This window comes from Agrobacterium sp. InxBP2, from assembly GCF_026191755.1.
Lineage (GTDB): Bacteria > Pseudomonadota > Alphaproteobacteria > Rhizobiales > Rhizobiaceae > Agrobacterium > Agrobacterium pusense.
In genome coordinates this window covers 401205-426136 of sequence record NZ_JAINDY010000029.1, presented here as the reverse complement: position 1 = coordinate 426136, position 24932 = coordinate 401205, and the positions used below count along the sequence as shown (strand labels likewise).

The following is a 24932-nucleotide window of genomic DNA, read 5'->3' as shown; positions in this document are numbered from 1 at the left end:
GGCCGGCGACGCCATCTGGCAGTGAACATCAGGCGGCCAGTTTTTCGCCCCTGAGATGACGCTCGAGGAACGGAAGGCTGTCCTGCCCCCAGTAGAGTTCATCCTGATAGCGATAGGTCGGAACCCCGAACACACCGGCGGCCCTGGCAGCTTCGAAGCTCGCCTTCTGCAAGACAGCAACCGCGTCGCTTTTGCCATGTTCATCGAGGGCTACAGCATCGAAGCCTGCAGCCGTCGCGATGGCCTGGCGGATGTCGGCCTTGCCGATGTCTTCACGGCGGACCCAGAAGGCCTCCTGCAGTGCAACTGCAAGCTTCAGCCAGTCTTCACCGGTTTCGATTGCCGCCGCAACCATCAGGCCTGCCGGGGACGGATCCGAGAGCGCAGCGCGATTGTCGAAATTGAGCACTTTTCCGCGCAATGCCGCCCACCGCTTCAGATCCGTGATCCAGTAGGCGCGTCTGGCCTCCGGGCGATTTTTCGAGTAAATGCCACCGTTTTCCTCGATCAGCGGAATAAGGTGAGGGCGGATAGTGGCGCCCTGCTGTTTCGCCAGGGCGGCAAAGGGTTCAACACCAATGAAGGCCCAGGGTGAGCCGATGCTGAAGAAATAATCAATCGTCTTTGTCATTGTCTGCTGCTTTCAGTTCGGTTGATCGGTGGAGGCGGCGGCCGTGGCGAAAACGGAGAGAGCGCAGTCACGCGCGATCAGCACCGCCTTGGGGTCGCGTCCAACCGCGACGGTCGCCAGCGCCCCTTCGTAGAGAAGTGAGAGATGGGCGGCGGCGATGTCCACTGTGCTGCCGGCCCTTGCCAGGATAGCGGCGAACAGGTCCCTGACCTTCGCCTTATGGGTACGCGCAACGAACACGACCCGCTCGGATTCGCCATGTTCGGCAACCGCAAGAGCGAAGGCGCAGCCGCGAAAATCCGGGCTGTCGGCCTTTTCGTGGAGTTGCTCGAAAATCAGCCGGATCTGCTCCTTCGGAGCCATGTCCGCATCCACCACGTTCTGAAGCGCGTGGATGACCCGTTCATGACGCGCTTCCAGATAGGCTGCAACAAGATGATCCTTCGAAGGGAAATGCCGGTAGAGCGTCGCCTTCGCGACATTCGCTTCCTCGATGATCCGATCGATGCCGACAGCCCGGATGCCTTCGCGATAGAAGAGCGTGCCGGCGGCGGTGAGTATATGGTCTGATATGGCTTCTCTCATTATATCGTTTCACACTGTCGTTTGATAAATCGCACTGCTTGAGGCCGCCGGTCACGAAGGGCTGGCGGGATTGGGCTGCGCCGGCCGGTCCGGGCCGGCGATGAGCGACGTGATTGCATCGAGCGGCAGCGGCTTTGAAAACCCGCCCTGTTGCGCCAGTTTGCCGGCCAGCGTCTGAACAGCGTCGTTATACGGCGTTGGCACATTGTGAAGCCGGCCGAGCAACACGATCTCTCCGTTGAGGAAATCCACCTCACTTGAGGCTCCGCGCCTGAAACTCTGCCACGTCGATTGCTGGCCCGGGTGAATGCCGCTGTTCGGCGCTACTCGCCAGTTCGAGATGTCTAAGGTTCGCTCGGAGGGTGAGGCGAGGGTGTAACCTGCCGCGTCGAGCACATGGCGGGCTTCATCCACCAGCGCCGCGCTGATCTTGTCGTTCAGATCGGCCGGGCCGTCGAACAGTTCGAGGACGTTGCGAACGTTGTGGAGGAGCTTTGCTGCTTTCCAGCGGCGGATATCGTCACTGGCCTCGGCAAGATATCCCGCCCTGTTGAGGTCTGCCGTGACCTGCGTCGTCACGTCATCCTGTCCGAGCGGAAAACGCCCGACTGTCACGATGCCCAGTTGCGGCTCGCCGCCAACCACCACCTTCCCGGTTTCTGTGAACCGCGCCGGTGTCAGAATGCTTGCGCCATACACCCTGGAGAATGTTCTCAGGGCATTGGCTTCAGTCGCCAGTCCATTCTGAAAAGTCACTATAGGCAGCTGTGCAGCCGCCGGTGCCGTCGTGTTGGAGACGTTCTGCCAGGACCAGAAGGCGAGTGCGCTTATGGCATCCTGAGCCTTCACCGTGAGCAGGAGGATATCATCCCGTCTCAATTCCGGAAGATCCGTCAGGTCGAAGACCTTCAGATCGATCTGCCGCGTCTGTGCGGGTCGTTGAAAGGTGAGGCCATGCTGCCTGATATGGCTTATCTGGGCTCCCCGCCCGAAAAGTGCATAATCAATGCCGGAAAGTGCAAACTGTGCTGCAAGGCTCGCGCCCACCGCGCCGGCGCCAATGATAACATAACGTGGCATCTGTCGTTTCTCGTCCTGTCTTTTTACGCTCCGGATCTACGGAGATATTGGTGTGGTGATTGGTTCGGCGGTTTCGGCGGCGGTTGAGGACGGTGGCAGGATGCGTTCCGGAGCATTCTGAACGGATCGTAAGGCCTTCGAGCGGGGCAAAGGAAGACCGGTCATTCTATATCTACTAATTTTATAGAAAATAAGTTCCCGAAACCGGTGATTTCGGGAGAGATTGCGCCGCCCCGGCCCGCGCCTTGTATCGCCGGGGCAAGGGCGCGCCTTCGTTTGATACCGTCAGCCGCAATGGAATTTATTTGATAGCGAAACCGAGGCGACGCAACGTCCGGCTCAGTTCCGCACGGCCCTTCAGCGCGGCGGCGTTCTCCACACGCTGGGAAATGGGCCCTGTCCAGCCATTTTGGGGCAGGCCCTGTTTTTCCTGAAACACCTTTAATACCTCATCATAAGAATTGAGGTCATCGTGGGCGGGTTCCGAATAGGTTTCATGAAACAGAACGGATGATTGTGACAAGCGCGGTTTGACATCTGTTTTTACCGCCGGGTCAGGATAGCCGACCGTCAGGCCGAAGACGGCAACCGTCTCGGCAGGTAGGTTGAGTTCGCGGGCCACGTCCTCCGGCCTGTTGCGGATGCCGCCCACGTAGCAGGAGCCCAGGCCGACTGAATCAATTGCGGCAACAGCGTTCTGCGCTGCCAATGCAGCGTCGATGGCGCCGATCAGGAAGCTTTCCAGGTAATCCAGTCCTTCACCCTCATTCCCCTGGCTTGAAGCGACCGTGCGCAGCCGCTTCAGGTCGATAAGCCAGATGAGGAAAAGGGGGGCATCCTTTATATGGGCGTTGCCGCCGGTGAAACCCGCCAGTCGTGCCTTGCGCTCCTTGTCCTGCACCGCAACCACACTCCACGCCTGAAGATTGGATGATGTGGGCGCTGATTGCGCGGCGGCGACCAGAAGCTCCAGGCTGCCCTCCGGCAGAGCTTTGGGCAGATAGGCGCGGGCGGTGCGATGGTTCAGCAAGGCGTCGATGGTGTCATTCCAGAAAGGCGGAGAAAAATCGGCCTGCATTCCATAACGGGCCTCGACGCGCTGCTGTGGGATTTCCAGTTTGGTAATCGGACTGGGCGGGGTCATCGGATGAAACTCCATAATTGGGGGTGGAAGGGTCGGGCTCGAATGTGCGGATCAGAAAAATGGCAAATTCCTGTGATTTGATATGGCCTGCCGAGGCATCTGCCGAGCAATGTCCTTCTCAATCGCGATTTTGAGATGAAACAACATTTCCACGGGAATGCTGAAACAAACGCCGGCGAGATTTCTTCGCATTCCACCATCTGCTCCGGATGCGCAACGAAGATCCCGATGGATGGGGCAATTCAGCGCGAGTTTTGGTGCCTGCTTGCGTAAGTATTGAAATAAAATTCCGCAAGGAATGATTTCTTCGACTAGGAGGAAGAATTTTATCCTTAGGAATGCGCTGCATTGCCCCGATGCTTTCGTCATCGAAACGACGTTTTCAAACGGGGATTTTCATGACGATCGGACGCCGGCAGTTCAATAAAATGCTTCTTTTGGCAACAGCAGGAACGGCCCTGCCTGGTTCGGTGTTCGCAGCGGGTGGCGATGCGAGCCGGCCCGTCTCCGGCGGCACGCTCAGGCTGCTTTATCGTGTCGATCCCGGCAACGCGCTTTTCGCCATCAACACATCGTCAGGCACGGGGCAGGCGATCGGCCCGAAGATTGTTGAAGGCCTCCTCACATTCGATTTCGACCTCAAGCCGCAGCCCTTGCTGGCAACGGAATGGTCCGTTTCCGATGACCACCTGCGTTATACGTTCAAACTCAGGCCAAATGTGAAATGGCATGACGGCAAAGATTTTACATCGGAAGACGTTGCCTTTTCGATTTTCCGCCTGAAAGAAGCGCACCCGCGCGGCCGCATAACCTACCAGAACGTTCAGGCGGTGGAGACGCCGGATCCCCTCACTGCCATTATCGTTCTGTCCAAACCCGCACCGTTTCTCATTGCTGCGCAATCGAGTTCGGAATCGCCGATCGTGCCGAAGCATATTTTCGAAAAGCTGAAGCCCGCCGATGGCCAGACGCTGCAGACTGCTATTGGCACCGGCCCCTTCAAACTGACCGAATGGACGCCGGGGAGCCATCTAATCTTCGATCGAAATCCCGATTATTGGGATGCTGGCAAACCCTATCTTGATCGCATCATCCTGCGCATCATCACCGACCCGGCTGCGCGGGCAGTGGCGCTGGAGACGGGGGAAGTCGATCTTGGCGACAACCCCGTGCCGCTGGCGGATCTCGAACGGCTGAAGCAGAACCCCGATCTCGTTCTGGATACGAACACCTATGCCTATGCGGGTCCGCAGCAGCAGTTGTTCTTCAATTATGATAACGAAATCTTCCGCAAGAAAGATGTTCGCCTGGCCATTGCGAAGGCAATCAACCTCGACGAGATCGTCAATGTGGCGCTCTTCGGGTATGCGCAGATATCGCCGAGCCCCGTCAGCACGGCCCTTCCCAACTGGTATGATGCTTCGGTCAAGCCATATGCCTACGACCCAAAAGAAGCGGAAAAGTTACTCGACGCGGCGGGATATCCACGCAAGGAGGACGGCAAGCGCTTTCCAGTGCGGTTGACCTACAATTCCTATCTGACGCCGGGCTATGCCGATGTCCTTCGCAGCCAGCTCGAAAAGATCGGCATTGCCGTCGAAATCCGCAAATACGACCTGCCGACCTATCTGAAAACTGTCTATACGGACCGTGCCTTCGATCTGGTGGTGGAATCGCTCTCCAATACCTTTGACCCATCGCTCGGCATCCAGCGCGCCTACTGGAGCAAGAATTTCAAGATCGGGCTGCCCTTTTCCAATGCGGCAAACTACGCCAATCCAGAGGCGGATGCGCTTCTTGAAGCGGCCGCCATCGAAACGGATCCGAAGAAACGCTGGGTAACTTGGAGCAAGTTCCAGCATCTCATCCATGACGACGTCGCCTCCGTCGATCTCGTGGCGGCGGGAAGCCAGATCGTGGCGCACAAGCGGGTCAGGAACTATGTCACCGGCGCGCAGGGGCTGAACTGGAGTTTCGGCGATCTGTGGCTCGATCCGACCGCTTGAAACCCCGCATGAAAATTCCGGATTTGTCAGGAGAAAACGCAATGTCCGTATTTGCTGTAACAAAAGATCGTCTCATCGAATGGCTGCGGGATGGCAGGGAACTTGCGGTTCTGGATATCCGTGCCGCCGAGGACGTGGGGTATGCTTCACCGCTATTTGTCGCCAACCTTCCGGTTGACAGGCTGGAGGCGGAAATCGATCGCTTCATTCCTCGCCCCGTCGTGCGCACCGTGCTGGTGGATGATGGAAAAGGCAGCGCGGAGCAGGCGGCCGAACGGCTTGCCGCCAAGGGTTGGACCGACATTCATTTTCTGCGTGGCGGAATCCCGGCATGGATAGAAGGTGGCGTTGAGGCGTTGCCGACATTCGATATTCCTGGCGTTCCTTTCGTTCAGAAGGTGAGAAGCGAGAAAAACACGCCTGTGGTTTTTGCGCGTGAGCTCAAGGCGTGGCAGGAAGCCGGTGAGGATGTTGTCATCCTCGATACGCGCACATTGCCGGAATATGAAAAAGCGCACGTGCCCGGTGCGATCGGTGTGCCGGGGGCAGAACTCCTGCTGCGCTTTTCCGATCTCGTTCCCTCGCCCAAAACAAGAGTCGTCGTCTCCTGCGCGGGCCTGCCCCGCGCAATTCTCGGCGCGCAGACATTGATCGACGCCGGTGTCGAAAACGATGTCAGTTACCTGCATGATGGGACGCGCGGCTGGACGGATGATGGATTTGAGCTGGAAACAGGCCGCTCCCGAACATATTCGCATGTGAGCGCCAGCGCGAAAGAGATTGCAGAAGCGCGATTGGAGGCCTTTTCCGGGGATGACGATCTGCTCTTCATCGACCGCCCGACCACCGAGACATGGTTGAAGGATCCATCACGAACGACCTATTTCCTGGATGTGCGCACACCGGAAGAGTTCGAAGCTTCCCATCTGCAGGGCTCAATTTCGTCGGAAGGCGGGCAGCTTCTCGGTGTCGCCTATCGAACGATCGCGGTGCGCGGTGCCCGGGTCATTCTGGTGGATGACCTGCTCGGCGCCCGCGCCAGGGTCGTGGCCCATTGGCTGAAACGCAGAGGGTTCGAAATCGCGCTCCATTTACACGACTTCGAACAGGGTGCCGAAGCGGCAGCCGCCTAGACCCGGCTTTTGGGTGTTCGCCAGACGGCTCTACAGACAGGAATTTGCAATGACCAATGCCAGCCATGCCTGGGGTTCTGCGCCCAGCAAAAGCTTTGAAGTGATCGCCGAGAGGTTTCGGGGAATTTTTGCCGAAATTGGCGAAGATTCGATACGACACGATCTGGAACGCGAGCTTCGTTTCGATGACTATGAAGCTTTGAAAAAGGCCGGCTTTTCCAGATTGCGCCTGCCGGAGAAATTTGGTGGTCTGGGCCTGACGCTTCCCGAGCTTTTTGGCTTGATCATTGAACTCGCGCAGGCGGATCCCAACCTCACCAATGCTTACCGCAGCCATCTCGGCTTTACGGAGGATCTGCTGAATGCACCACCTTCGCCATGGCGGGATGCGTGGCTGGAGCGGATCGGACGTGGCGAAACCATTGGCAGCGGCTTTTCGGAAATCGGGGATGCCAAACTTGGAACCTATTCCACCCAGCTCACCCGGGATGGCGGCGGCTGGCGGCTGAATGGCGAGAAATATTATACGACCGGCTCGCTCTATGCCGACTGGATCACGCTTGGAGCTGTAGATGGCGACGGTGTACCGGTTGGTGCGCTTGTTCCCACAAAGGCTGAAGGCGTCGAGATCGTCAACGACTGGGATGGTTTCGGACAGGCGCTGACGGCAAGCGGCACGGCGCGTTTTACCGACGTGGCGATTTCCGAGGACCTCATCAAGCCGAGCGCGCTTCGTTTCAGCTATTCAGGCGGCTTTTTCCAGCTCGTCCATCTGGCCTCGCTTGCCGGGATCGGCCGCTCGGCCGCATTGGAGATCGCCCGCCATGTTGCGGAGCGCAAACGCGTCTATCAACGCAGTAACGCCGCGCGTTTTTCTGAAGACCCACAGGTGCTTCAGGTCGTGGGGCGGATCAGAGGCGCGGCCTATAGCGCCGGCGCCATCGTGTTAAAGGCCGCGGAAGCCCTGCAGGCTGCCTATGATGCCAATCTGTCTGGAGACGAGGAGCGCATTGCATCTGCGAACCGTGACGCGGAGCTGGAGGTCAGCCAGTCGGTTACGGTGGTCAGCAACCTTATCCTGGATGCGTCCACTGCCCTCTTCGATGCGCTTGGCGCCTCAGCCGCAAAACGCAGCCATGGTCTTGATCGTCACTGGCGAAACGCCCGCACGATAACCTCACACAATCCCCGTATCTATCACGACCGTATCGTTGGAGATTTCGCCGTGAACGGCGCCTCACCAGCGCCAAATGGAGGCGTGGGGATAGCACCGCAAACGCAGAAGGAAAAATCCGAAGCATGATCAAAACATGCGGTCCGACGGGCGATAAGCATTGGAGCCTGTTGTTCGGTATCCACGCAGCGCAAACAGGATAGTGAAATTGGGCAGGATTTATCGGGATTTTACAGAACTCGTCGGCAATACGCCGCTGGTGGAACTCGCCAGAATTCGGACGAAATACAATCTCCAATCGCGCATTCTCGCCAAGATCGAGTACCTCAATCCCGCAGGCAGTGTCAAAGACCGCACCGCCTGGCGCATCATACGTGAGGCTGAGAAGAGCGGCCGATTGAAGCCGGGCGATCTTCTTTTTGATTTGACCAGTGGTAATACAGGCATCGGAATTGCGGCGGTTGCCTCCGCACGCGGCTATCGCACGAAATTTTATCTTCGCAATACCATCAGCGAAGACAAGATCAACATCCTCAGGCAATTCGGCTCCGAGATCGAACTGATCGAAAATGAGGAGCTCTTCCAGCCGGATGCCATCCATCGCATCATCGACAGGATCAAGGCTGAAAATCCGGATGCATTTTATACCGGCCAGCGTTCCAATGATGCCAACCCGCAGGTTCATTTCGAGACGACCGGGCCGGAAATCTGGCGCGATACCGACGGTGACATCGATATCCTGGTCGCCACCGTTGGTACGGGCGGCACCGTGTCCGGTGCCGGACGTTTCCTGAAGGCGCAAAAACCGGAGATAAGGATCGTTGTTGCCGAGCCGACACCGCAGTCCGTTCCATCCCCCGAAAACCCCGGCGCTTCCACGATCGAAGGCGTCCACAAGGTGACCGAGGTGGAGGAAGGGACCTTGCCGGAGACCTACGACAAGAGCGTCGTGGATGAAGTCATTGCCGTTACCACCGAAGAGGCGCGGCGGGCAGCGCTTGCGGTGGCCAGAGAGGAGGGCTTCCTTGTGGGAACCTCATCCGGTGCAGCCATCTTTGCCGCGATCGAGCTTTCCCGCCGCGCGGAAAACAACGGCAAGACGATTGCGGTCGTGTTTCCGGATAGTGGCGAGCGCTATCTTTCGCTTTTTGATGCCCCTGACTGAAAAGTCTGCTCGCATGGTTCGCGGCCCCGGAGAAGTTTGAACTGTGCCCGTGAATGACCATGTCGGCGAAATCATTGCCCTCTGACGCCGGATGTGGAGCGAACACAAGACCGTCAGCCGCCGATGCTTGAAAAGAGCGCAGGCCGTTATTGAAGCGGCCTTGAATGTCCCATTTTCAAACGCTACATTCCATCGGTCCGCAGCAACAACAGGATGGTCGACAATGGATTTCAACCCGATAGCAACGCCACTTTGCCTTGCCATGCGGGAAAACCTTGTCCATGACCCACTTTATCACACTCTCCAATCTGTCCTGGTTCACGCCTGACGGTCGTTCGCTTTTCACCAATCTGAATATTGTATTCGGCCCGGAGCGTGTCGGGCTGGTCGGTCGTAACGGCGTCGGCAAGACGACGCTCTTGAAGCTGATCGCCGGCGAATTGACACCATCTTCGGGTTCTGTCTCTGCCCCATCGGGTATCCACATCCTGCGTCAAAGCGTCCAGGTGGCCGAAGATGAGACGATTGCCGATCTCTTTGGCGCGCGTGATGCGCTCGCTGTACTTGAACGGGCGCAGGCGGGTGGCGCGACGTTGGAGGAACTGGCCGATATTGATTGGATGCTTGAGACGAATATCGAGGCGGCACTCGCGCGCTTCGGCCTGTCCATGCCCGCGACGACACTGCTCGCCCGACTCTCCGGCGGGCAGCGCACCCGTGCAGCGCTTGCCGCTCAAATCTATCATGCACCGGAGTTCCTGATCCTCGACGAACCCACGAACAACCTCGATCGTGACGGTCGGACTGCAGTGATCGAACTTGTGAGCGGCTGGCGTCACGGCGCAATCATTGTCAGCCATGATCGTGAATTGCTCGAAACGGTCGACAGCATTGCTGAACTGACATCGCTCGGTATCAGCCGTTATGGCGGAAACTGGAACCACTACAGCGATCGCAAGGCACTGGAGCTTGACAATGCCAGGCATGAACTGGCCGAGGCCGAGAAGCGGCTCAGCGCCGTCGAGCGCAAGGCGCAGGAGACGGCCGAGCGGCAGGCTCGTCGCGATGGTGCAGGCAAAAGGAAGGCGGCGGAAGGAGGAATACCGAGAATTTCGGCCGGAGGGCGCGCCATGCGGGCGGAGCAGACAAGCGGTGACAGTGCCGCCACGGCGCGCCGAATGACGGGGGAGGCCAAGGCAGACGTCGCAGAGGCGCGAGGGCGCATTGAGGTGCTTGAACCATTCATGCTGTCCATACCGTCCACCGAACTGGTGGCGTCAAAGACGGTTCTGCGGCTGGAAGACGTAACTGCGGGTTACGAACGCAATGCGCCTGTCCTGTCCGATCTGTCGCTTGCGATTACAGGTCCGGAACGGATTGCGGTGGCGGGGCCGAACGGTTCGGGAAAGACGACGCTGCTTTCCGTCATCACCGGGTCTCTCGCGCCATTTTCTGGTTCGGTCCGAGTTGAGGTTGCTTGCGCGTTGCTGGACCAGAAGGTCAGCTTGCTACGACCCGGGCTATCCATCCGGGACAATTTCATGCGTCTCAACCCGCGGTCCAGTGATAACGCCTGCCGGGCCGCTCTTGCCCGCTTCCTGTTTCGCGGCGACGCCGGTTTGCAGGATGTGCGGCATCTGTCTGGCGGCCAGATGCTGCGCGCCGGCCTTGCCTGCGTCCTTGGCAACCAGAAGCCGCCGCAGCTTCTCATACTCGATGAACCGACCAATCACCTCGATCTTGATTCCGTCGCGATCGTGGAGGCCGGCCTGAAAGCGTATGACGGCGCAATTCTGGTCGTCAGCCACGACGAGGCGTTTCTGGAGGGGATCGGCGTGTCCCGACGGTTTGAGCTTCATGGACGCCGTCAAACATGAGCAACGCCGCGCATTTTAGCGCGGCATTTGGTCATTCCAGAAGCCAGCTCGACGGTCTGAAGAACGTCCTGAGGCTCTCTGTGCAGGCGATTGACGGCAGCACGCATCTTGATTTCTTGTTTCGAAATGGAGCGGCTACCCGCCACTGCGGTTCAGCGTTAAACCTGTGCCTGGCCGCCGTCCGCGAAGAGCTCGGCGCCGTTGACGAAGCTCGCATCATCGGAGGCGAGGAACAGCGTCGCCTTGGCGATCTCTTCGGCTTCGCCGACGCGACCGAGAGGGATGCGAGAGGCGAGGTAGTCGAGCAGGCCCTGCTGCTGTTCCTTGTCGTCGCCTGCAAGTTCGACGAGGCCTGGTGTGCGCGTGGCGCCGGGCGAGATGACGTTGACGCGGATGCCCGTGCCCTTGAGGTCGAGAGCCCAGGAACGAGCCAGGTTGCGCACCGCGGCCTTGGAAGCGGAATAGACGGAAAAGGCAGCCGTGCCTTCGGTGCCGGCAGTCGAACCCGTCAGCACGATGGACGAGCCCTTGCCCATCAGCGGAAGTGCCGCCTGCACGGTCAGGATCACAGCTTTCACGTTGCGGCCAAAGGTGTCGTCAATCTGCTCCTCGGTGATCTGGCCGAGCGGCAGCATGGTGCCGCCACCGGCATTGACGATGAGGGCGTCAAGGCGGCCCTGTTCCGCCTTCACCTGGGCGAACAGCTTGTCGAGGTCAGCGTTGCTCGAGGAGTCCGCCTGTACGCCGACCGCGCCCTGTCCTATTTCTGCCACCGCTTCGTCCAGAGCGGCCTTGCGGCGGCCTGTGATATAGACGCGTGCGCCTTCGGCAGCGAACAACTTGGCCGTCGAAAGACCGATGCCGCTGGTTGCTCCGGTGATGACGGCGATCTTGTTTTGAAGCCTGTTGGCCATGTTAACTCTCCTGATGCTTGGGCGCGCGAAATGGTTCAGCCCGAATGCACGGCCTGTTGAAATTCTGAATTTGCTCGGGATGTGGCGCTGGCCATTGGCCTCGTCACAGTCCGATGAGGAGAAGTTAGTTCGTCAGCCCGGTGGAGAGAAGCCGCTCAGGGTGGAGACATTATCCATCTGGATGGATAGTCGCCGTCACATCGCGCCGTGTGTCGACCGCTTCGAACACCTTCGCTGCCCATTCCGTGAAGGCGCGTAGCCGCGGATTTGGGAAACGATCAGCGGGATAGACGAGATGAAGGGGATGATTGTCCGGCTTCCAGTCGGGGAGAAGTTCAACCAGCGCCCCGCTCTTGAAATGGGGCCGCGCGAGAAATCCGAAGCTTTGGCCAATTCCCAGTCCCGACAGCAGCGCGTTCAGATGCGCGGTACTCTCGTTGACGGAAACGCCGCCAGAGGCCGGGAGATACTCGCTTCGCTCTTCGCCGCGCTGAAAACGCAATGGAAATCTCTTTCCAGATGACGCGGAGAAGTAGGAGACGATCCGATGCTTCTCGATATCGTCAGGTCGCTCCGGCAACTGCAGACCAGCCAGATAGGTGGGCGATGCGCAAATGACGTAGTCCAGCTCGCACAGCTTCCGCGCCTTCATCGATGAGTCACCCAGCGCCCCGCCGCGAATGACGCAATCGATACCCTCACTGACGAGATCGGCGGGGCGATCGCTGACACCGAGCATGAGATCGATTTCTGGATAATGGCGCTGAAAATCCGAAAGTGCCGGGATGAGGATCTGGTTTGCCAGCACAGATCCGATGTCGACGCGCAGCTTTCCTTTGGGTGTGCTGCGGGAGCCGGCAATAGTGCCGTCCATGTCATCGAGATCGGCGAGGAGCTTCAGCGCGCGTTCGTGATAAGCGACGCCCTCCGTGGTCATCGTGACCGACCGCGTGGTGCGCTCCACGAGCTTTGTTCCGAGATGTGCCTCGAGATCCTGCACCAGCTTGCTGACTGAGGACCGAGGAAGGTTCAGCATATCCGCCGCCTTGGCGAAGGACCCGGCTTCGGCGACGCGGACAAATGTTCGAATGGCGAGTATCTGATCCAAGAGAGGCCCAACAAGCAGGTGGAGATAATCTACATCTACACCTGGCCGGCGAGCCCTGCCATGCAGGTTCTTGCGAAAGGTGGATAAATCTGCGCCATACGACGATATCCGAACGTTCATTCACGAACACAGGCAAAACGCCGCGTGTCCTTTCGGGCACGCGGCGATTTATCGTGAAACCGGATGGCAATTCCCTCGCGATCCGGTTCCGTTCATGCCTGTGCGTCAGCCGATCTTCACATTGTCGTCGCGCTTGATGGCGATGACGGTCGAGCGGGGCAGCTTGCCTTCGCCGTCCGGGAAGGGGGCGTCGGGGTGCTGGATGCCGACGAAGTGGGTGCGCTTGTCGGCGGACCAGGTCTGGCCGGTGACTTCGGAACCCTTCGGCGCAGTCAGGAAGCGCTCAATGCGGCCAGTGGCCGGGTCGCCCGCCAGCATCTGGTTGTTGCCCTGGCCGGCGAAGTTGCCTTCATTGGTGTCCTCGCCATCGGTCTGGATCCAGAGCAGGCCGGTCGAGTCGAACATCATGCCGTCAGGCGAATTGAACATGTTGCCTTCGTTGATGTTCGGGGAGCCGGCATAGGCGTCCTTGTGGACGGCGGGGTTACCGGCCATGCAGAACAGGTCCCACTTGAACTTGCCGTCCGCATGGTCGTCATTTTCTGGATACCAGCGCACGATCTGGCCGTATTCGTTCTTCTCGCGCGGGTTGGCGGCATTGATCGCCATGGCGTCGCCGCCGGCATTGGCGCGCAGCTTGCCGTCCTTCATTTCGCCGCGGCGGCTGTTGTTGGTCAGCGCGCAATAGGCTTCGATGGCGACGGGGTTGATGGCGACCCATTCCGGGCGGTCCATGGTCGTCGCGCCCACCTTGGAAGCGGCCTGGCGGGTGAAGACGCAGATTTCGTCGATCTTCATGCCCGTGGTTTCCGGCGTCAGGGCAAGCCACTCGCCGGCACCGTCATCGGAGAACTTCGCGACGTAAAGCGTGCCTTCGTCCAGCAGCTTGGAGGTGTCGCCGCCCGGCACGTAGATGCCGCTGGAGACGAATTTGTAGAGGAACTCGCCGCGCTCGTCGTCACCCATGTAAACGACGACACGGCCGTCACGGGCGATCACCACGGCGGCGTTTTCATGCTTGATGCGGCCAAGCGCGGTGCGCTTGATCGGCGTGGACTTGGCGTCCGAGGGATCGATCTCGACCACGTAACCGGCGCGACGTGGTTCATTGGGGTTCTTGGCAACGTCGAAACGGGCGTCGAACTTCTCATAGGCGTAGCGGGTCTCGGCGACGATGCCGTAACGCTTGTAATCGTCAGGCAGCTTGAAGGCGGCGTCGGTGGTGCCGAAATAGCCGTTGAAGTTCTCTTCGCAGGTGAGGTAGGTGCCCCAGGGCGTGCGGCCTGCGCCGCAATTGTTGAAGGTGCCGAGACAGTCGACACCCTTGGGGTCGGCGGCGGTCTTGACGAGATCGGAGCCTGCGGCCGGGCCGGAAAGCTTCATCGGCGTGTTGTGGTGGATACGGCGGTTGAAAGGGCTGTCGAGAACGATTTTCCAGCCGTCCTTGTCTTCCGCGACTTCCATGACGGTGACGCCCTGCATGTTCTGCAGGATTTTCACGTCGTCGGCCGTCTTCGGGTTGCCTTTTTCGGCGTGCGGCAGGTTGGTTTCCGGGTTCACATATTCATGATTGACGGCGATCAGCTGGTGGTTGCCCACCACGAAGAGTTCCATGCCGTCGGTATTTTCGCCGAAGACCTTGTCGGAATTTTCAACGCTGACGCCCTTTGCGGGGTCGAGATCAGGAACGTTGGAGAACAGCGGCTGGCCCCATTTCGCCAGCGGCTTCCAGTTATAGCCTTCCGGCACATGGATGGTGTGGTCGGTGGCGGCGGCAACCGGCTTGAAGGGGAAACGGCTGACGGCGGCTTCCCGCGCTTCGGCCGAGGTGCTGCTCATCAGGTTGCCGAGCGTGCCCATGGCGGCTGCGGCCGAACCGAAGGCGAGCACGCCGCCCAGAAAGCCGCGGCGGGAAATCGCGGTTTCGACCACGCGGTCGAAATCGGTTTCGGCCGGCGGCGGGTTCTGCAGTTCGTCCCACTCGTCCCAGGACAATTTGCTCGTATCGATGTCGGTCATATCGTGTCTCCACCGTTCAATGTTTGGAATCATTCCAACAGGCTGCGTACCTTCCGAGTGTTTCACTCGGATGACGGGAAGACAGGTTTAAAATATGATTGTCGCGGTTATGAATCTGCTGTTTTTCCCTCAATGCGGGATGAGCACGCGGGTGAGGAGCTGGCCCTCGAAGCGGCAGAAACGGAAAGGAACCTCCGTTCCGCACTGCCATTCCTCGCTGAGTTCGGCCGTCAGGCACAAGGATCCCGAGCCATTTGCGTCCAGGCGGGATAATTCGGCCGCCTCGAAAAAGAACAGCTTTTCCACCATGGGATACAGCGCCTTGAACAGGCTTTCCTTGGCTGAGAAAATCAAGCCGGTGATGACGGGATCGATAATGTTGCCGAGGTTGTAGCGCTCATTTGCGGTCAGGAGTTGTGGGGCGATATCGCGGGCCTCCTCCTCTGTCAGCAGTTTTTCGATATCGACGCCGATAGCGCGAAACTGTCGACAGCAGCCTACAAGCGCAATCGCCGTGCCCTGGCTGTGGGAAATTGCGCCAATCACCCCTTCAGGCCAGAGAGGCGCACGGTCCTCGCCCATACCGGGAAAGATGGAACGGCCGGTCAGGCGGCGGATGGCTTCCGCAGCGCATCTGCGCCCCGCGATGAATTCCGCCTTGCGTCTTTGCGTGGCGCTTGAAAGCTGCGGCGGCAAGGGAGGGACCTCGCCGCCGCAGCCCTCATCGGCGCTGAAACGAAGGGTAAGGCAATGGCAGCCGCATATGTCGTCCGGCCAAGGCCAGATGGCCTCGGGTGGATCGCCGGAGATGGCGTCGTGATCAAACGCCGTTACAACGTCCATGTCCCTTACTCTCAATCCAACGGCTCGAATTCAAGCCGCAAGCGTGGCACCGCCATCAACCACGATCTGCTGCATCGTCACGTGCCCGGCCTGATCGGAGGCGAGGAACAGCACGGTATCGGCAATATCGTCCGGCCTTGCGATCTTGCCGAGCGGAATGCCGAGCTTGAACTGCTCGGGCAGGCCGGCGACCAGCCGGTCCTTGCCGGCAGGATCGCTCAACATGCCGGCAAGCATCGGCGTATCGGTGGACCCGGGTGAAACGACGTTGCAGCGCACGCCATAGGGCGCAAGCTCGAGGGCGGCGCAATGGCTGAGGCTGACCAGCGCTGCCTTGGAGGCGCAATAGGCCATCATGCCGATGCGCGGCACGACGGCGGCATTGGAGCCGATATTGACGATTGCGCCGCGCCGCTGCCGTTTGAAGGTGGCGCTCCACTGTCTCAGCATATGGAACGGCCCGGCAGCGTTGACATCCATGCACGCCTTCCAGTCTGCGGGCGTCAGGCTTTCACTGTCGCCGAGCCGTAATATGCCGGCGGCATTGACGAGAATGTCGAGCCCGCCCCATTCGGTCTCGATCGCCTTGCAGGCCGTCTCCACCGCCGCCGCATCGGTGATGTCGAGTGCGATCTGGCGGAAGGGCGCTTCCGCCGTTCTGGCCTGGAGGTCGAGGCCGATGAGATCGGCCCCTTCCTCGATGAAACGTTCGGCGATGCGGCGGCCGATGCCCTGAGCCGTACCCGTTACCAGCACGCGCCGCCCGGTAAATCTCTGTTGCGTCATCTTTTTTGTCCGCTCAGGCCGCGAGCCGCTTTTGGTCGATCAGCGTCCACCAGGCGGAGAGAGTGGGCACACGCGCAAGCTCATCGAAGCCGACGGTGACGCCGCGTTCCTTCAACTCTCCGGCAAGCTTCATCACCTGCAGGGAATCCAGCCCGTAGAAGATCAGGTTTTCGTCGGGGTCGATATCGCTCTCATCCTCCACCATCTGCAGGACGCGGGCCTTCAGCCATTCGCTGATATCGTCGCCCTTTCCCGCGCCGACAAGGCTTGCGGCATCGATCACCACGCCGCAGCGTGTGGCCACATATTGCAGCGCCATGCGATGCTCCGCCTCGGAAAAATCGGCAACGCCATCACCGATCATGAACGGCTGGATGTCCTTCATAAAGGCTTCAACTGCCGTCATCATGCAGCCTATATGGGCATAAACGCCGCCGACGATGATCTGATCACGGTTCCAGCCCTTCATCCGTTCGGCAAGGTCGGAGCGCTGGAAGGCGCTGTAGCGCCATTTGGTCAGCACCACGTCGTCAGGCGTTGGGGCGAGCTTGTCCACCACCTTCTGCAGTTCGGGATCAACGACGGTCAGACCCGGTCCCCACATGTCGTTCAGAAGAGCACGGTCGCCGGGCGGCTGATTATGCGGCTGGGCGGTGTAAATGACAGGGACACCGTTCTGAACGGCCCATGTCTTCACCTTGGCGAGATTGTCGATGAGGGTCGTCATCAGCTTGCCGTCGGCCTCGTAGAACCGCAGGAAATAACGCTGCATATCGTGGATGAGGAGTACGGCGCGTTTCGCATCGGGCTGCCATTTTGTCTTGTTGGCCGGAAAACTCGCGGCGACCGGCATGGGATAATCGGAAATGGTGGGGATCGTCATGATGACCTCGGTTTGTGCGGCACCGGCTGGGCTGGCGCATTTAGGAAACATGGGGACGCCATTTTGGCGTCCCATTCGATGGGTGCGGAATGTCAGGCGCTGACGGCGACGGGGGTCGTCAGCAGATCGCGCAGGCGTTTTTTGTCGATTTTTCCGACGGCGGTGAGGGGCATGGCGTCGATGAAGCGCACACGATCCGGCAGCTTGTAATCCGCGACGCCGAGGCCGGCGAGGTGCTGGCGAATAGCCGGCGCCTTGAGAGCGGGATCGCGGGACACGACGAAGACGCAGCTCTTTTCGCCCAAAAGCTCGTCCTGCATGGCCACCAGCGCCGCATGGGTGACATCCGGATGCCGCAGGATCAGGTTTTCCACCTCTTCCGAAGCGACCTTTTCGCCGCCGCGATTGATCTGGTCCTTCACCCGGCCAACGACCCGCAGATAACCTTCGGGCGTGCGCTGCACGACGTCGCCGGAATAATAGAAGCCATCCTTGTCGAAGACCCGGGCGCTGTGTTCGGGCGCGCGGTAATAGCCCCGGAACGTATAGGGGCCACGCGTTGCCAGCATGCCGGCTTCGCCCTCGGGCACGTCGTTGCCGTCCTCGTCGACGATGCGGATTTCGTCATCCGGGCTGATCGGCCGGCCTTGCGTGGTGAAGACGATATGGTCGGGGTCACCGAAGCGGGTGTAATTCACCAGACCTTCCGCCATGCCGAAGACCTGTTGCAGATCGCAGCCCAGCACTTCCGGTACCTGGCGGGCCAAAGCCTCGGCGAAGCTTGCACCGCCGACCTGCAGGAGCTTGAGCGACTTCAGCCTTTCGCGATGGGCGGGCGCAGCCTGCAGCCACAGCGCAACCGCCGGCGGCACCAGCGGCACAATGTTAACGCCGTGTTTTTCGATGAGATCGAAGCAGGCAAGTGGTTCCGGATTGGCGGCCATGACCACCGCACCGCCGGCGTGGAACACACCGAGCGCGCCGGGCGAACTCATCGGGTAATTATGCGCCACCGGAATGGCGCAGAGGAAGCGGGTCTCAGGGGAAAGGCCGCAGATTTCCGCACTGGCCCGAACGCTGTAATCATAGTCGTTATGCGTCCGGGGGATCAGTTTTGGCGTACCGGTGCTGCCACCGGAAAGCTGGAACAGCGCCACTTCATCGGCGGCGGAAGGGGCGTAAACGGGTGGGTTTTCGGCAGGGGCCGCCAGCCGCCGTTCCAGGCTCAACCGCGGATCTGTTTCGCCAAGCAGAAGGGTCAGGGTAAGCCCGGGAGAAGCAGTCTTCAGCGCCTCCAAAAATGTGTCATTGGCGAAAAGCTCGTGGCTGCGCGAGCCGATCACCAGCTTCGGCGCGATCTGCTCCGCATAGGAGGTCATTTCCAGCCGGCGATGGCTGAAAAGTGCGTTGACGGGGGCCGCGCCGATCTTCATCAGCGCGAAAAAGACGAGATAGAACTCGGCAATGTTAGGCAACTGTACCAGCGCGGTGTCGCCCTTGCCGATGCCAGCGGCGGAGAGATGTCCGGCCAGATTGGAGGATTGCCGGTCGATATCCGCGTAGGTGAAGCGGCGGTCGCCGCAGATCAGGGCCGTCGCGTCCGGCCGGCGCTCGATCTGTTCGGTGAGGATGCCGCTCAGCGGCCTGTCGATCCAGTAACCGCGCTCGCGGTACCGGCGCGTCAGATCGTCGGGCCAGCGTTGAAATTCGATTGTCATGGTTTGTCCCCGGGAAATCAGGCAGAAAGACCGCAGGCGTTCAGCATGGTCTTGAGTTTGGTCTGCACCTCGGCCCATTCGGATTCGGGCTCCGATGCCTCAACGATGCCGGCGCCGGCAAAGAGCCGCACGGTTTTCCGCTGCACGGTGCCGCACCGGATCGTCACCACCCACTCGCCATTGCCCTCAGAATCCGTCCAGCCGACCATGCCGGTGAAGAGGCCGCGCTCGAAAGGCTCGACGAAGCGGATAAGGCGATGGGCGCGCTCGGTGGGGAAACCGCAGACGGCCGGCGTCGGGTGCAACAGGCACGCAAGCTGCAGGGCATTGGTCTCGGGGTCGGCGAGGCGGCCTTCGATGCGGGTCGAAAGATGCCAGAGGGCCGCCGTGTTGATGAGGGAGGGTTTTTCAGGGACATCGAGTTCCGCGCAGACCGGCGAAAGCAGGGAGCGGATATCCTCGATAACGAGGCTGTGCTCGTAGTGGTCCTTTTCCGAAGCCGATAGCCGCTCGGCGTTGGCCTTGTCCGCGGCGGGGTCGACCATCCGCTTTGCCGATCCCGCCAGCGGGTTCGAGATGATGTTCTCACCCTGCTTGCGAATCAGGAGTTCCGGGCTGACGCCGATGAGGTCGCCGCCATCGGGCAGCGGAATACGGAACTGGTAACCTTCGCGATTCTGTTTGGCGAGACTCGCCAGCAATCTCTCGACATTGACCTCGGAAGCGAAGGTGAGTTCGCGCATGACGGAAAGTACCGCCTTACGGACATCGGAATGGCGGAAATTGACGATGGCGTGCTCTACGGCGCGTTTAAAGCCGGTCTCGTCCGGCAGGCTGTTCTGGCCGACAAGCGCGGGCATGGCCGAATCGGCGACGACCGGCGCGGTTTCTCGTGGGCTCCACTCATGGTTGTTCGGTATATAAAGGCATGAGGGTTCGCTGACATCGAAGGGGATTGCCCCAATGGCGATCGGATTGTCCTGACCAGCCCGGCGGGCCCGTTCGAAAGCGGCTTTAATCGCTTGCTGCAATGGGCTGCCCGTATCTTCTCCGCCGCGGGCCGGAAGCCTTATCCTTTCGCGAATTCCTTTGGCCCGCAACTGCCCGGTACCGGAAGTGAAAAGAAAATCTCTATTAAAATCAGCAATTTCGTCGGATTCGACGTCATTCGTCCTGAGTGCTCCCGTTTTCATGGGATGCCTCCTGTTCGAGTGGTTGACGATGGCTTATACTTGATTATGATAATCATGTTTTGTCAATCGGTGCAAATTCACATGCTAAATTTAACTCCGATGCAGGTGGCCTACTGGGTCGGTCGGGAGACGGATGGGATACTCGGAAAAGTTACGCCCCATCTTTATCTCGAGTTCGAGGGGCGAGCTCTGGAGCTGGAAAAACTGGCCGTTGCGGTCGGCAGGCTTTGCCGGCGACACCCGATGCTGAGCCTCAGGATCGATGCGGAAGGGCGTCAATCCGTCGATCCTGATGGTCGCCCGCTGCATCTCGATGTGGAGGACATGACGGCGCTTGATGCGGAGACGCTTGCGCGCCGGCTCGAGATCAAGCGCCACGCGTGGAGCCATCGCGCGACGGATCTTCGCACTGCGCCGCCCGCGGCGATTGCGCTCAGCCTGTTGCCGCATGGCCGTAGCCGGCTGCATGTGGACACGGACATGTTGGCCATCGATCCGGCCAGCGTGCGGATATTGATGGAGGACCTCGCCGGCCTTTACGACGAGGCGGACAAGGATGAAACCGCGCGTCCCCCGGCGGCGCAGCCATCCTTCTTCGACTGGACGAAACGCCTTGCGGCCGATCCTGACCTCAAGAGCGTGCGGGAATACGACCGGTCGTGGTGGCGGCAGCATATTGCGGATATTCCGGACGCGCCGCCGCTTCCATTCTTACCGGAGGATGCGTCACGCGCCGTTCATACGGACCGTTTTGCCACGATGCTTACGGTCGTTGAACGTGACGGTCTTGAACGGGCTGCGCGGCGTTGCTCGGTAACGATGTCGACCCTGTTGCTCGGTGTTTTTGCCGTGGCGCTGTCGCGGGCGATCGATTCCGAAAAGTTCCGGCTCTCCGTTCCGGCTTTCTGGCGTGCACCCCTGGTTGAAGGGGTTGATTCCATCGTCGGTGAGTTTTCCAACGTGCTGGTGCTCGGCGTCGATATAAGACCCGCTGAAAGCGTCGAAGCCCTGCTCGGGCGGGTTTTCGATGACATGAACGGCCTGCTTGCCCATCAGGCCTATCCGGGCGTCAGCATCATGCGCGACCTCTCTCGCTTGCGAGGCGGTTTGCAGACCTCGCCCGTGGTTTTTACCGCCGGTGTCGACCTGCCGGGCGGCGATCTGTTTTCACAAAGGGTTGGGCAGCTGTTCGGCTCCCTGGTCCACACGGTATCGCAAGGGCCGGGGGTTGCGCTGGACGCGCAGGTCGCGAGGCTTGATGGCGGCCTGCTGATAAACTGGGATGTGAGGCTCGATGCGCTGCCTGAACCATGGCTTCGCGCCCTGTTTAAAACCTACGTGGGTCTCCTTCGCCGGCTCGCTGATCACCCGGACCTCGTTGAGGAAAGCGTGGAACGATTTGGTGCTGCGATGCCCGAACAGCTGGCCGATAAAAAAGGAAACGCCATGGAACGTCCGCTCTCGCCGCTGCAGAAGGCATATCTTCTCGGTCGCGGCACACATCTGCCGCTCAGCGGCGTGGCGATGCAGGAGTTTCGCGAATATCGCGGCAGCATCGACCCCGCCCTGCTGCGGACCCGCCTTTCTGCCATGGTCGAGAGACATGAAAGCCTGCGCACCCGCATCGACGAGCGGCGCCTCGTGCAGATCGTGTCCGGGGAAGCGGAGATCAACCTTGATATGATCGATCTCTCGGATATTTCCCCGGCGGCAGCGGAAGCGAGGATCGATGCCGTCAGACGGGATTTTTCCCACGCCCATTTTGATCTCGCCGCCTCTCCCTGGCGGGTCACGGTCTTCCGCCTGCCGGCGTCCGAAGCAAAGGCTGATCATGTCGTGGTGTTCCTGCGTTTTGACGCTCTCATTCTTGACGGGCGGGCGATAGCCAACCTCGCGACGGAACTTTTTGACGGTGTCCTGCCGGTCGCAATCACCGCTGCGGCTGAAACGCCAGGAGAGGATATCGCAGCCGCCCGTGCCGGGGACGCGGCCTATTGGACCGAGAAGCTGAAAGAAGCTGAAGTGCCCTCGCAGTTGCCCTGGAAAGCACCGCTCGAAACCATTCCGACGTCGCGATATAGCCGCCAGAGTCTGATTGTCGAAAAGCAGCGCTTCTCCACCTTTGCGCGGGCCGGTGCGAAAGAGCGCCTGTTCAAGAATTCGGCGCTCACGGCGGTCATTCTCGAGGTGCTGTCGCTCTGGCTGAACGAGGGTGCGCTGGTGGTCGGCATTCCCGTTGCGCCGCAGGTGGACGGGGCCTTCGCCAACCGCTCCAGCTTCATCGCCGTCCAGTGGAACGCGGCAAAAGACGATTTTGCCGTGCGGGCGGCGGGCCTGCAGAGGGATGTGCTGGAAGGGCTGAACCATCTGGCTTTTTCCGGCATCGATCTCAATCGCGTGCTTCTCAATGCGAATGCGGGCGGGCTCGCCCTGCCTGTGGTGATTACCAATGGTCTGACGTGGCCGACGCTGTCGCCGGATTCGGCCATGCGCTCGACGGACGGTTTGACGCAGACGCCGCAGGTCGCGCTGGATTTTCGCTTTTCGCAGAATCCGAAGGGCGATCTCGTCCTCGATATCGACTATGCGGAGCAGGCGATCGATGCGGCGATGGTGGCGGATATTCTCGCAGCCGTCGAGCGCGCGATTGCGGGGATCGCGGATAGCGGCGCTTTCGTCCTCAACGGACGCGATATTGTCGACCTCTCCCATTACCGGCTGAATGGCGATGAAGGAAACTTCGTCTGCCCGCCATTTCTGGAACGGATCGCCGGCCGTTTTTTCGCAGGAGAGCCGTCACGCACCGCGCTTGTCAGCGGCAAGCGGCGCATCGCCTATAGCGAGCTTGGCGAGATGGTGGCGCGCGTGATCACGAGCCTAAGGGCGCGCGGCATCGGTCGGGGCGATGTCGTGGCCATCTGCCTGCAGCGTAGCCCCGAACACACGGCGATCACGCTTGCCGCGGCCCTGATGGGGGCGGTCTGGGTGCCGGTCGACGCCGGTTCACCCGACGATCGCCTGCAGTATCTGCTGACCAATTGCCGCCCGGCGCTCATCGTCGCCCGCCGCGTTCCGCAGGGTTTCCAAGCTGTCGATCCGGCGGTGCTTCTGTCCACACCCGCTCCGGCTGGCGCACCGGTCTCCATGGCGGAGTTAGCGGCGCTTTCCCGAAGCGAGGGGCCTGCCTATTTTCTTTACACGTCTGGCACGACAGGCAAACCGAAATGCGTCGCGCTTTCCAACCGCGCCACGGCCAATGTCATTGGCGGCACGCTGGCGGAATGGGCGGTGACGGAACGCGACGTATTCATCTCGGTCACCCCGCTGCATCACGACATGTCGGTCTTTGATGTTTTTGGCGCGCTCGTTGCAGGGGCAACGCTGGTGCTGCCGGAACCCGGAGAGGAAAAGGATGCGGTGCGCTGGAACGAGCTGGTCGCAGAACATGGTGTCACGCTGTGGTGCTCCGTGCCTGCCATCCTCGAAATGCTTCTCGCCTGCCGCCGCGGTAACCAGCTATCGTCGCTCCGGCTTGTCGCGCAGGGCGGGGACTATATCAAGCCTGTTATCATAGAAGAGCTTCGCCGGCTGAAGCCTGACCTGCGGCTGATATCGCTCGGCGGGCCAACGGAAACGACGATCTGGAGCATCTGGCACGAGATTGTTGCGGAAGATGTGGCGGCCGTGCCCTATGGCCACCCGCTGCCCGCCAATCGTTATTTCGTCCTCAACGATCACGGCGGCCATTGCCCGGCGGGCGTCGTTGGCCGCATCCATACCGCCGGCGTGAATGTCGCGATCGGCTATCTCGAGGACGGCGCGATTACCCAGACGGATTTCGTGACGATTACCGATCCGCAGGGAAACAGCGTGCGCGCCTTCCGAACCGGGGACCGTGGCCGCTACCGGCCGGATGGCAAGATCATGTTCGCGAGCCGTGTCAACGGTTACGTCAAGGTGCGGGGCGTGCGCGTCTCGCTGCCGGATGTGGAAAACGAGCTGATCCGCCACCCTTCTCTCCAGAGGGTTCTGGTGGTGGATTACGGTGCCGAGCAAAAGGGCGAGGCGGCCATCGGCGTGCTTTATGTCACGGCACCCGGCCTCGAACTCACCACTGCCGAACTGCGCGACTTTGCCCGCCGGCATCTGCCGGAATCGCATGTGCCCGGCCGGTTTCTCAAGGTTGACGATCTGCCGCTTTCGGCAAATGGCAAGCCCGACCGCCGTCGCGCCCGTGAACTCTTGACCAGTGGAACGGCTGACGCGGAACCGGCAAAATTCTCCGCCCCTGCGGTTCCAGACGTCGATCACGGCGACCGCCGGGTGCTGGATATCTATCTCAGCGTATTGGGTAAAAAGCCGGCAAATGTGGATGCAGACAGCGACCTGCTGGCGCTCGGACTTTTGCCGTCGCACCTGAAAACCGTCTCGGCCGAAATTCGCGCCGTCTTCGGTGTTGACCTGACACCGCAGCAGCTTTTGCGGTGCCGCAACGCCAGGCAGGTGACGTCGCTCATGGCCGTACGGGCGGCGTGAACCCCGTCATTTCGGGT

The 24932-nt window shown here is 60.3% G+C and carries 18 protein-coding genes; 6 read left to right on the top strand and 12 right to left on the bottom strand.

The features are described from left to right. Positions 1–28 precede the first annotated feature (28 nt). From K7A42_RS14535 to K7A42_RS14520, 4 genes are all read right to left on the bottom strand, one after another. Positions 29–631, bottom strand: a complete 603-nt coding sequence (locus K7A42_RS14535) for a 2-hydroxychromene-2-carboxylate isomerase (RefSeq protein ID WP_006698373.1) — start codon at positions 629–631, stop codon at positions 29–31. Positions 632–643: 12 nt separating this feature from the next. After that, positions 644–1216 (bottom strand): TetR/AcrR family transcriptional regulator, encoded by a 573-nt coding sequence (locus K7A42_RS14530; protein WP_004445351.1) that lies wholly within the window; start codon positions 1214–1216, stop codon positions 644–646. Positions 1217–1267: 51 nt separating this feature from the next. Then, the gene (locus K7A42_RS14525) at positions 1268–2296 is read right to left on the bottom strand and encodes a ketopantoate reductase family protein (protein ID WP_282455446.1); all 1029 of its coding nucleotides are present in this window, start codon (positions 2294–2296) and stop codon (positions 1268–1270) included. A 301-nt stretch (positions 2297–2597) separates the two neighbouring features. After that, positions 2598–3440, bottom strand: a complete 843-nt coding sequence (locus K7A42_RS14520; protein WP_282455445.1) for an NADPH-dependent oxidoreductase — start codon at positions 3438–3440, stop codon at positions 2598–2600. A gap of 398 nt (positions 3441–3838) precedes the next feature. Here K7A42_RS14520 and K7A42_RS14515 point away from each other — a divergent pair, with 398 nt between their 5' ends. From K7A42_RS14515 to K7A42_RS14495, 5 genes are all read left to right on the top strand, one after another. Further along, on the top strand, positions 3839–5446 hold the full coding sequence (locus K7A42_RS14515) for an ABC transporter substrate-binding protein (RefSeq protein WP_282455444.1): 1608 nt from the start codon (positions 3839–3841) through the stop codon (positions 5444–5446). Positions 5447–5487: 41 nt separating this feature from the next. Continuing rightward, on the top strand, positions 5488–6579 hold the full coding sequence (locus tag K7A42_RS14510; protein WP_136883042.1) for a rhodanese-like domain-containing protein: 1092 nt from the start codon (positions 5488–5490) through the stop codon (positions 6577–6579). Positions 6580–6628: 49 nt separating this feature from the next. Continuing rightward, positions 6629–7882: an acyl-CoA dehydrogenase family protein gene (locus K7A42_RS14505; protein ID WP_282455443.1), complete on the top strand. Its 1254-nt coding sequence runs from the start codon at positions 6629–6631 to the stop codon at positions 7880–7882. A 73-nt stretch (positions 7883–7955) separates the two neighbouring features. Beyond that, positions 7956–8918 carry a PLP-dependent cysteine synthase family protein gene (locus tag K7A42_RS14500; protein ID WP_282455442.1) on the top strand — a complete coding sequence of 321 codons (963 nt, stop codon included), beginning with the start codon at positions 7956–7958 and terminating at the stop codon, positions 8916–8918. Between the two features lie 281 nt (positions 8919–9199). After that, entirely contained in the window at positions 9200–10795 is a 1596-nt protein-coding gene (locus tag K7A42_RS14495; RefSeq protein WP_282455441.1) for an ABC-F family ATP-binding cassette domain-containing protein, read from the top strand. 158 nt (positions 10796–10953) lie between these two features. Here K7A42_RS14495 and K7A42_RS14490 read toward each other — a convergent pair whose 3' ends face one another. The 8 genes from K7A42_RS14490 to K7A42_RS14455 all read right to left on the bottom strand — a co-directional run bounded on the left by K7A42_RS14490 (position 10954) and on the right by K7A42_RS14455 (position 20379). Continuing rightward, positions 10954–11709, bottom strand: a complete 756-nt coding sequence (locus tag K7A42_RS14490) for an SDR family NAD(P)-dependent oxidoreductase (protein WP_022562810.1) — start codon at positions 11707–11709, stop codon at positions 10954–10956. A 169-nt stretch (positions 11710–11878) separates the two neighbouring features. Continuing rightward, positions 11879–12817 (bottom strand): LysR family transcriptional regulator, encoded by a 939-nt coding sequence (locus tag K7A42_RS14485; protein ID WP_108081542.1) that lies wholly within the window; start codon positions 12815–12817, stop codon positions 11879–11881. A gap of 225 nt (positions 12818–13042) precedes the next feature. Continuing rightward, positions 13043–14956 (bottom strand): PhoX family protein, encoded by a 1914-nt coding sequence (locus K7A42_RS14480; RefSeq protein ID WP_004445336.1) that lies wholly within the window; start codon positions 14954–14956, stop codon positions 13043–13045. Between the two features lie 129 nt (positions 14957–15085). Continuing rightward, complete coding sequence (locus K7A42_RS14475; RefSeq protein ID WP_004445335.1) at positions 15086–15799, bottom strand: 4'-phosphopantetheinyl transferase family protein; 714 nt, start codon at positions 15797–15799, stop codon at positions 15086–15088. 30 nt (positions 15800–15829) lie between these two features. Continuing rightward, complete coding sequence (gene dhbA, locus K7A42_RS14470; protein WP_022562806.1) at positions 15830–16585, bottom strand: 2,3-dihydro-2,3-dihydroxybenzoate dehydrogenase; 756 nt, start codon at positions 16583–16585, stop codon at positions 15830–15832. Between the two features lie 13 nt (positions 16586–16598). Beyond that, positions 16599–17468: an isochorismatase gene (locus K7A42_RS14465; protein ID WP_006698361.1), complete on the bottom strand. Its 870-nt coding sequence runs from the start codon at positions 17466–17468 to the stop codon at positions 16599–16601. 92 nt (positions 17469–17560) lie between these two features. Further along, a complete protein-coding gene (locus tag K7A42_RS14460) occupies positions 17561–19186 on the bottom strand; it encodes a (2,3-dihydroxybenzoyl)adenylate synthase (RefSeq protein WP_282455440.1) in 1626 nt (541 codons plus the stop codon). Between the two features lie 17 nt (positions 19187–19203). Further along, positions 19204–20379 (bottom strand): isochorismate synthase, encoded by a 1176-nt coding sequence (locus tag K7A42_RS14455; RefSeq protein WP_136883035.1) that lies wholly within the window; start codon positions 20377–20379, stop codon positions 19204–19206. Positions 20380–20460: 81 nt separating this feature from the next. Between K7A42_RS14455 and K7A42_RS14450 the strand changes: the two genes are divergently transcribed. Then, positions 20461–24915, top strand: a complete 4455-nt coding sequence (locus tag K7A42_RS14450) for an amino acid adenylation domain-containing protein (protein ID WP_282455439.1) — start codon at positions 20461–20463, stop codon at positions 24913–24915. The last annotated feature ends 17 nt before the right edge of the window (positions 24916–24932 follow it).

Excerpts from the sequence above, each read along its gene's own strand:
- K7A42_RS14535 (WP_006698373.1), bottom strand. The coding sequence starts at position 631 with ATGACAAAGACGATTGATTATTTCTTCAGCATCGGCTCACCCTGGGCC.
- K7A42_RS14530 (WP_004445351.1), bottom strand. The coding sequence starts at position 1,216 with ATGAGAGAAGCCATATCAGACCATATACTCACCGCCGCCGGCACGCTC.
- K7A42_RS14525 (WP_282455446.1), bottom strand. The coding sequence starts at position 2,296 with ATGCCACGTTATGTTATCATTGGCGCCGGCGCGGTGGGCGCGAGCCTT.
- K7A42_RS14520 (WP_282455445.1), bottom strand. The coding sequence starts at position 3,440 with ATGACCCCGCCCAGTCCGATTACCAAACTGGAAATCCCACAGCAGCGC.
- K7A42_RS14515 (WP_282455444.1), top strand. The coding sequence starts at position 3,839 with ATGACGATCGGACGCCGGCAGTTCAATAAAATGCTTCTTTTGGCAACA.
- K7A42_RS14510 (WP_136883042.1), top strand. The coding sequence starts at position 5,488 with ATGTCCGTATTTGCTGTAACAAAAGATCGTCTCATCGAATGGCTGCGG.
- K7A42_RS14505 (WP_282455443.1), top strand. The coding sequence starts at position 6,629 with ATGACCAATGCCAGCCATGCCTGGGGTTCTGCGCCCAGCAAAAGCTTT.
- K7A42_RS14495 (WP_282455441.1), top strand. The coding sequence starts at position 9,200 with ATGACCCACTTTATCACACTCTCCAATCTGTCCTGGTTCACGCCTGAC.
- K7A42_RS14490 (WP_022562810.1), bottom strand. The coding sequence starts at position 11,709 with ATGGCCAACAGGCTTCAAAACAAGATCGCCGTCATCACCGGAGCAACC.
- K7A42_RS14480 (WP_004445336.1), bottom strand. The coding sequence starts at position 14,956 with ATGACCGACATCGATACGAGCAAATTGTCCTGGGACGAGTGGGACGAA.
- K7A42_RS14475 (WP_004445335.1), bottom strand. The coding sequence starts at position 15,799 with ATGGACGTTGTAACGGCGTTTGATCACGACGCCATCTCCGGCGATCCA.
- dhbA (WP_022562806.1), bottom strand. The coding sequence starts at position 16,585 with ATGACGCAACAGAGATTTACCGGGCGGCGCGTGCTGGTAACGGGTACG.
- K7A42_RS14465 (WP_006698361.1), bottom strand. The coding sequence starts at position 17,468 with ATGACGATCCCCACCATTTCCGATTATCCCATGCCGGTCGCCGCGAGT.
- K7A42_RS14460 (WP_282455440.1), bottom strand. The coding sequence starts at position 19,186 with ATGACAATCGAATTTCAACGCTGGCCCGACGATCTGACGCGCCGGTAC.
- K7A42_RS14455 (WP_136883035.1), bottom strand. The coding sequence starts at position 20,379 with ATGAAAACGGGAGCACTCAGGACGAATGACGTCGAATCCGACGAAATT.
- K7A42_RS14450 (WP_282455439.1), top strand. The coding sequence starts at position 20,461 with ATGCTAAATTTAACTCCGATGCAGGTGGCCTACTGGGTCGGTCGGGAG.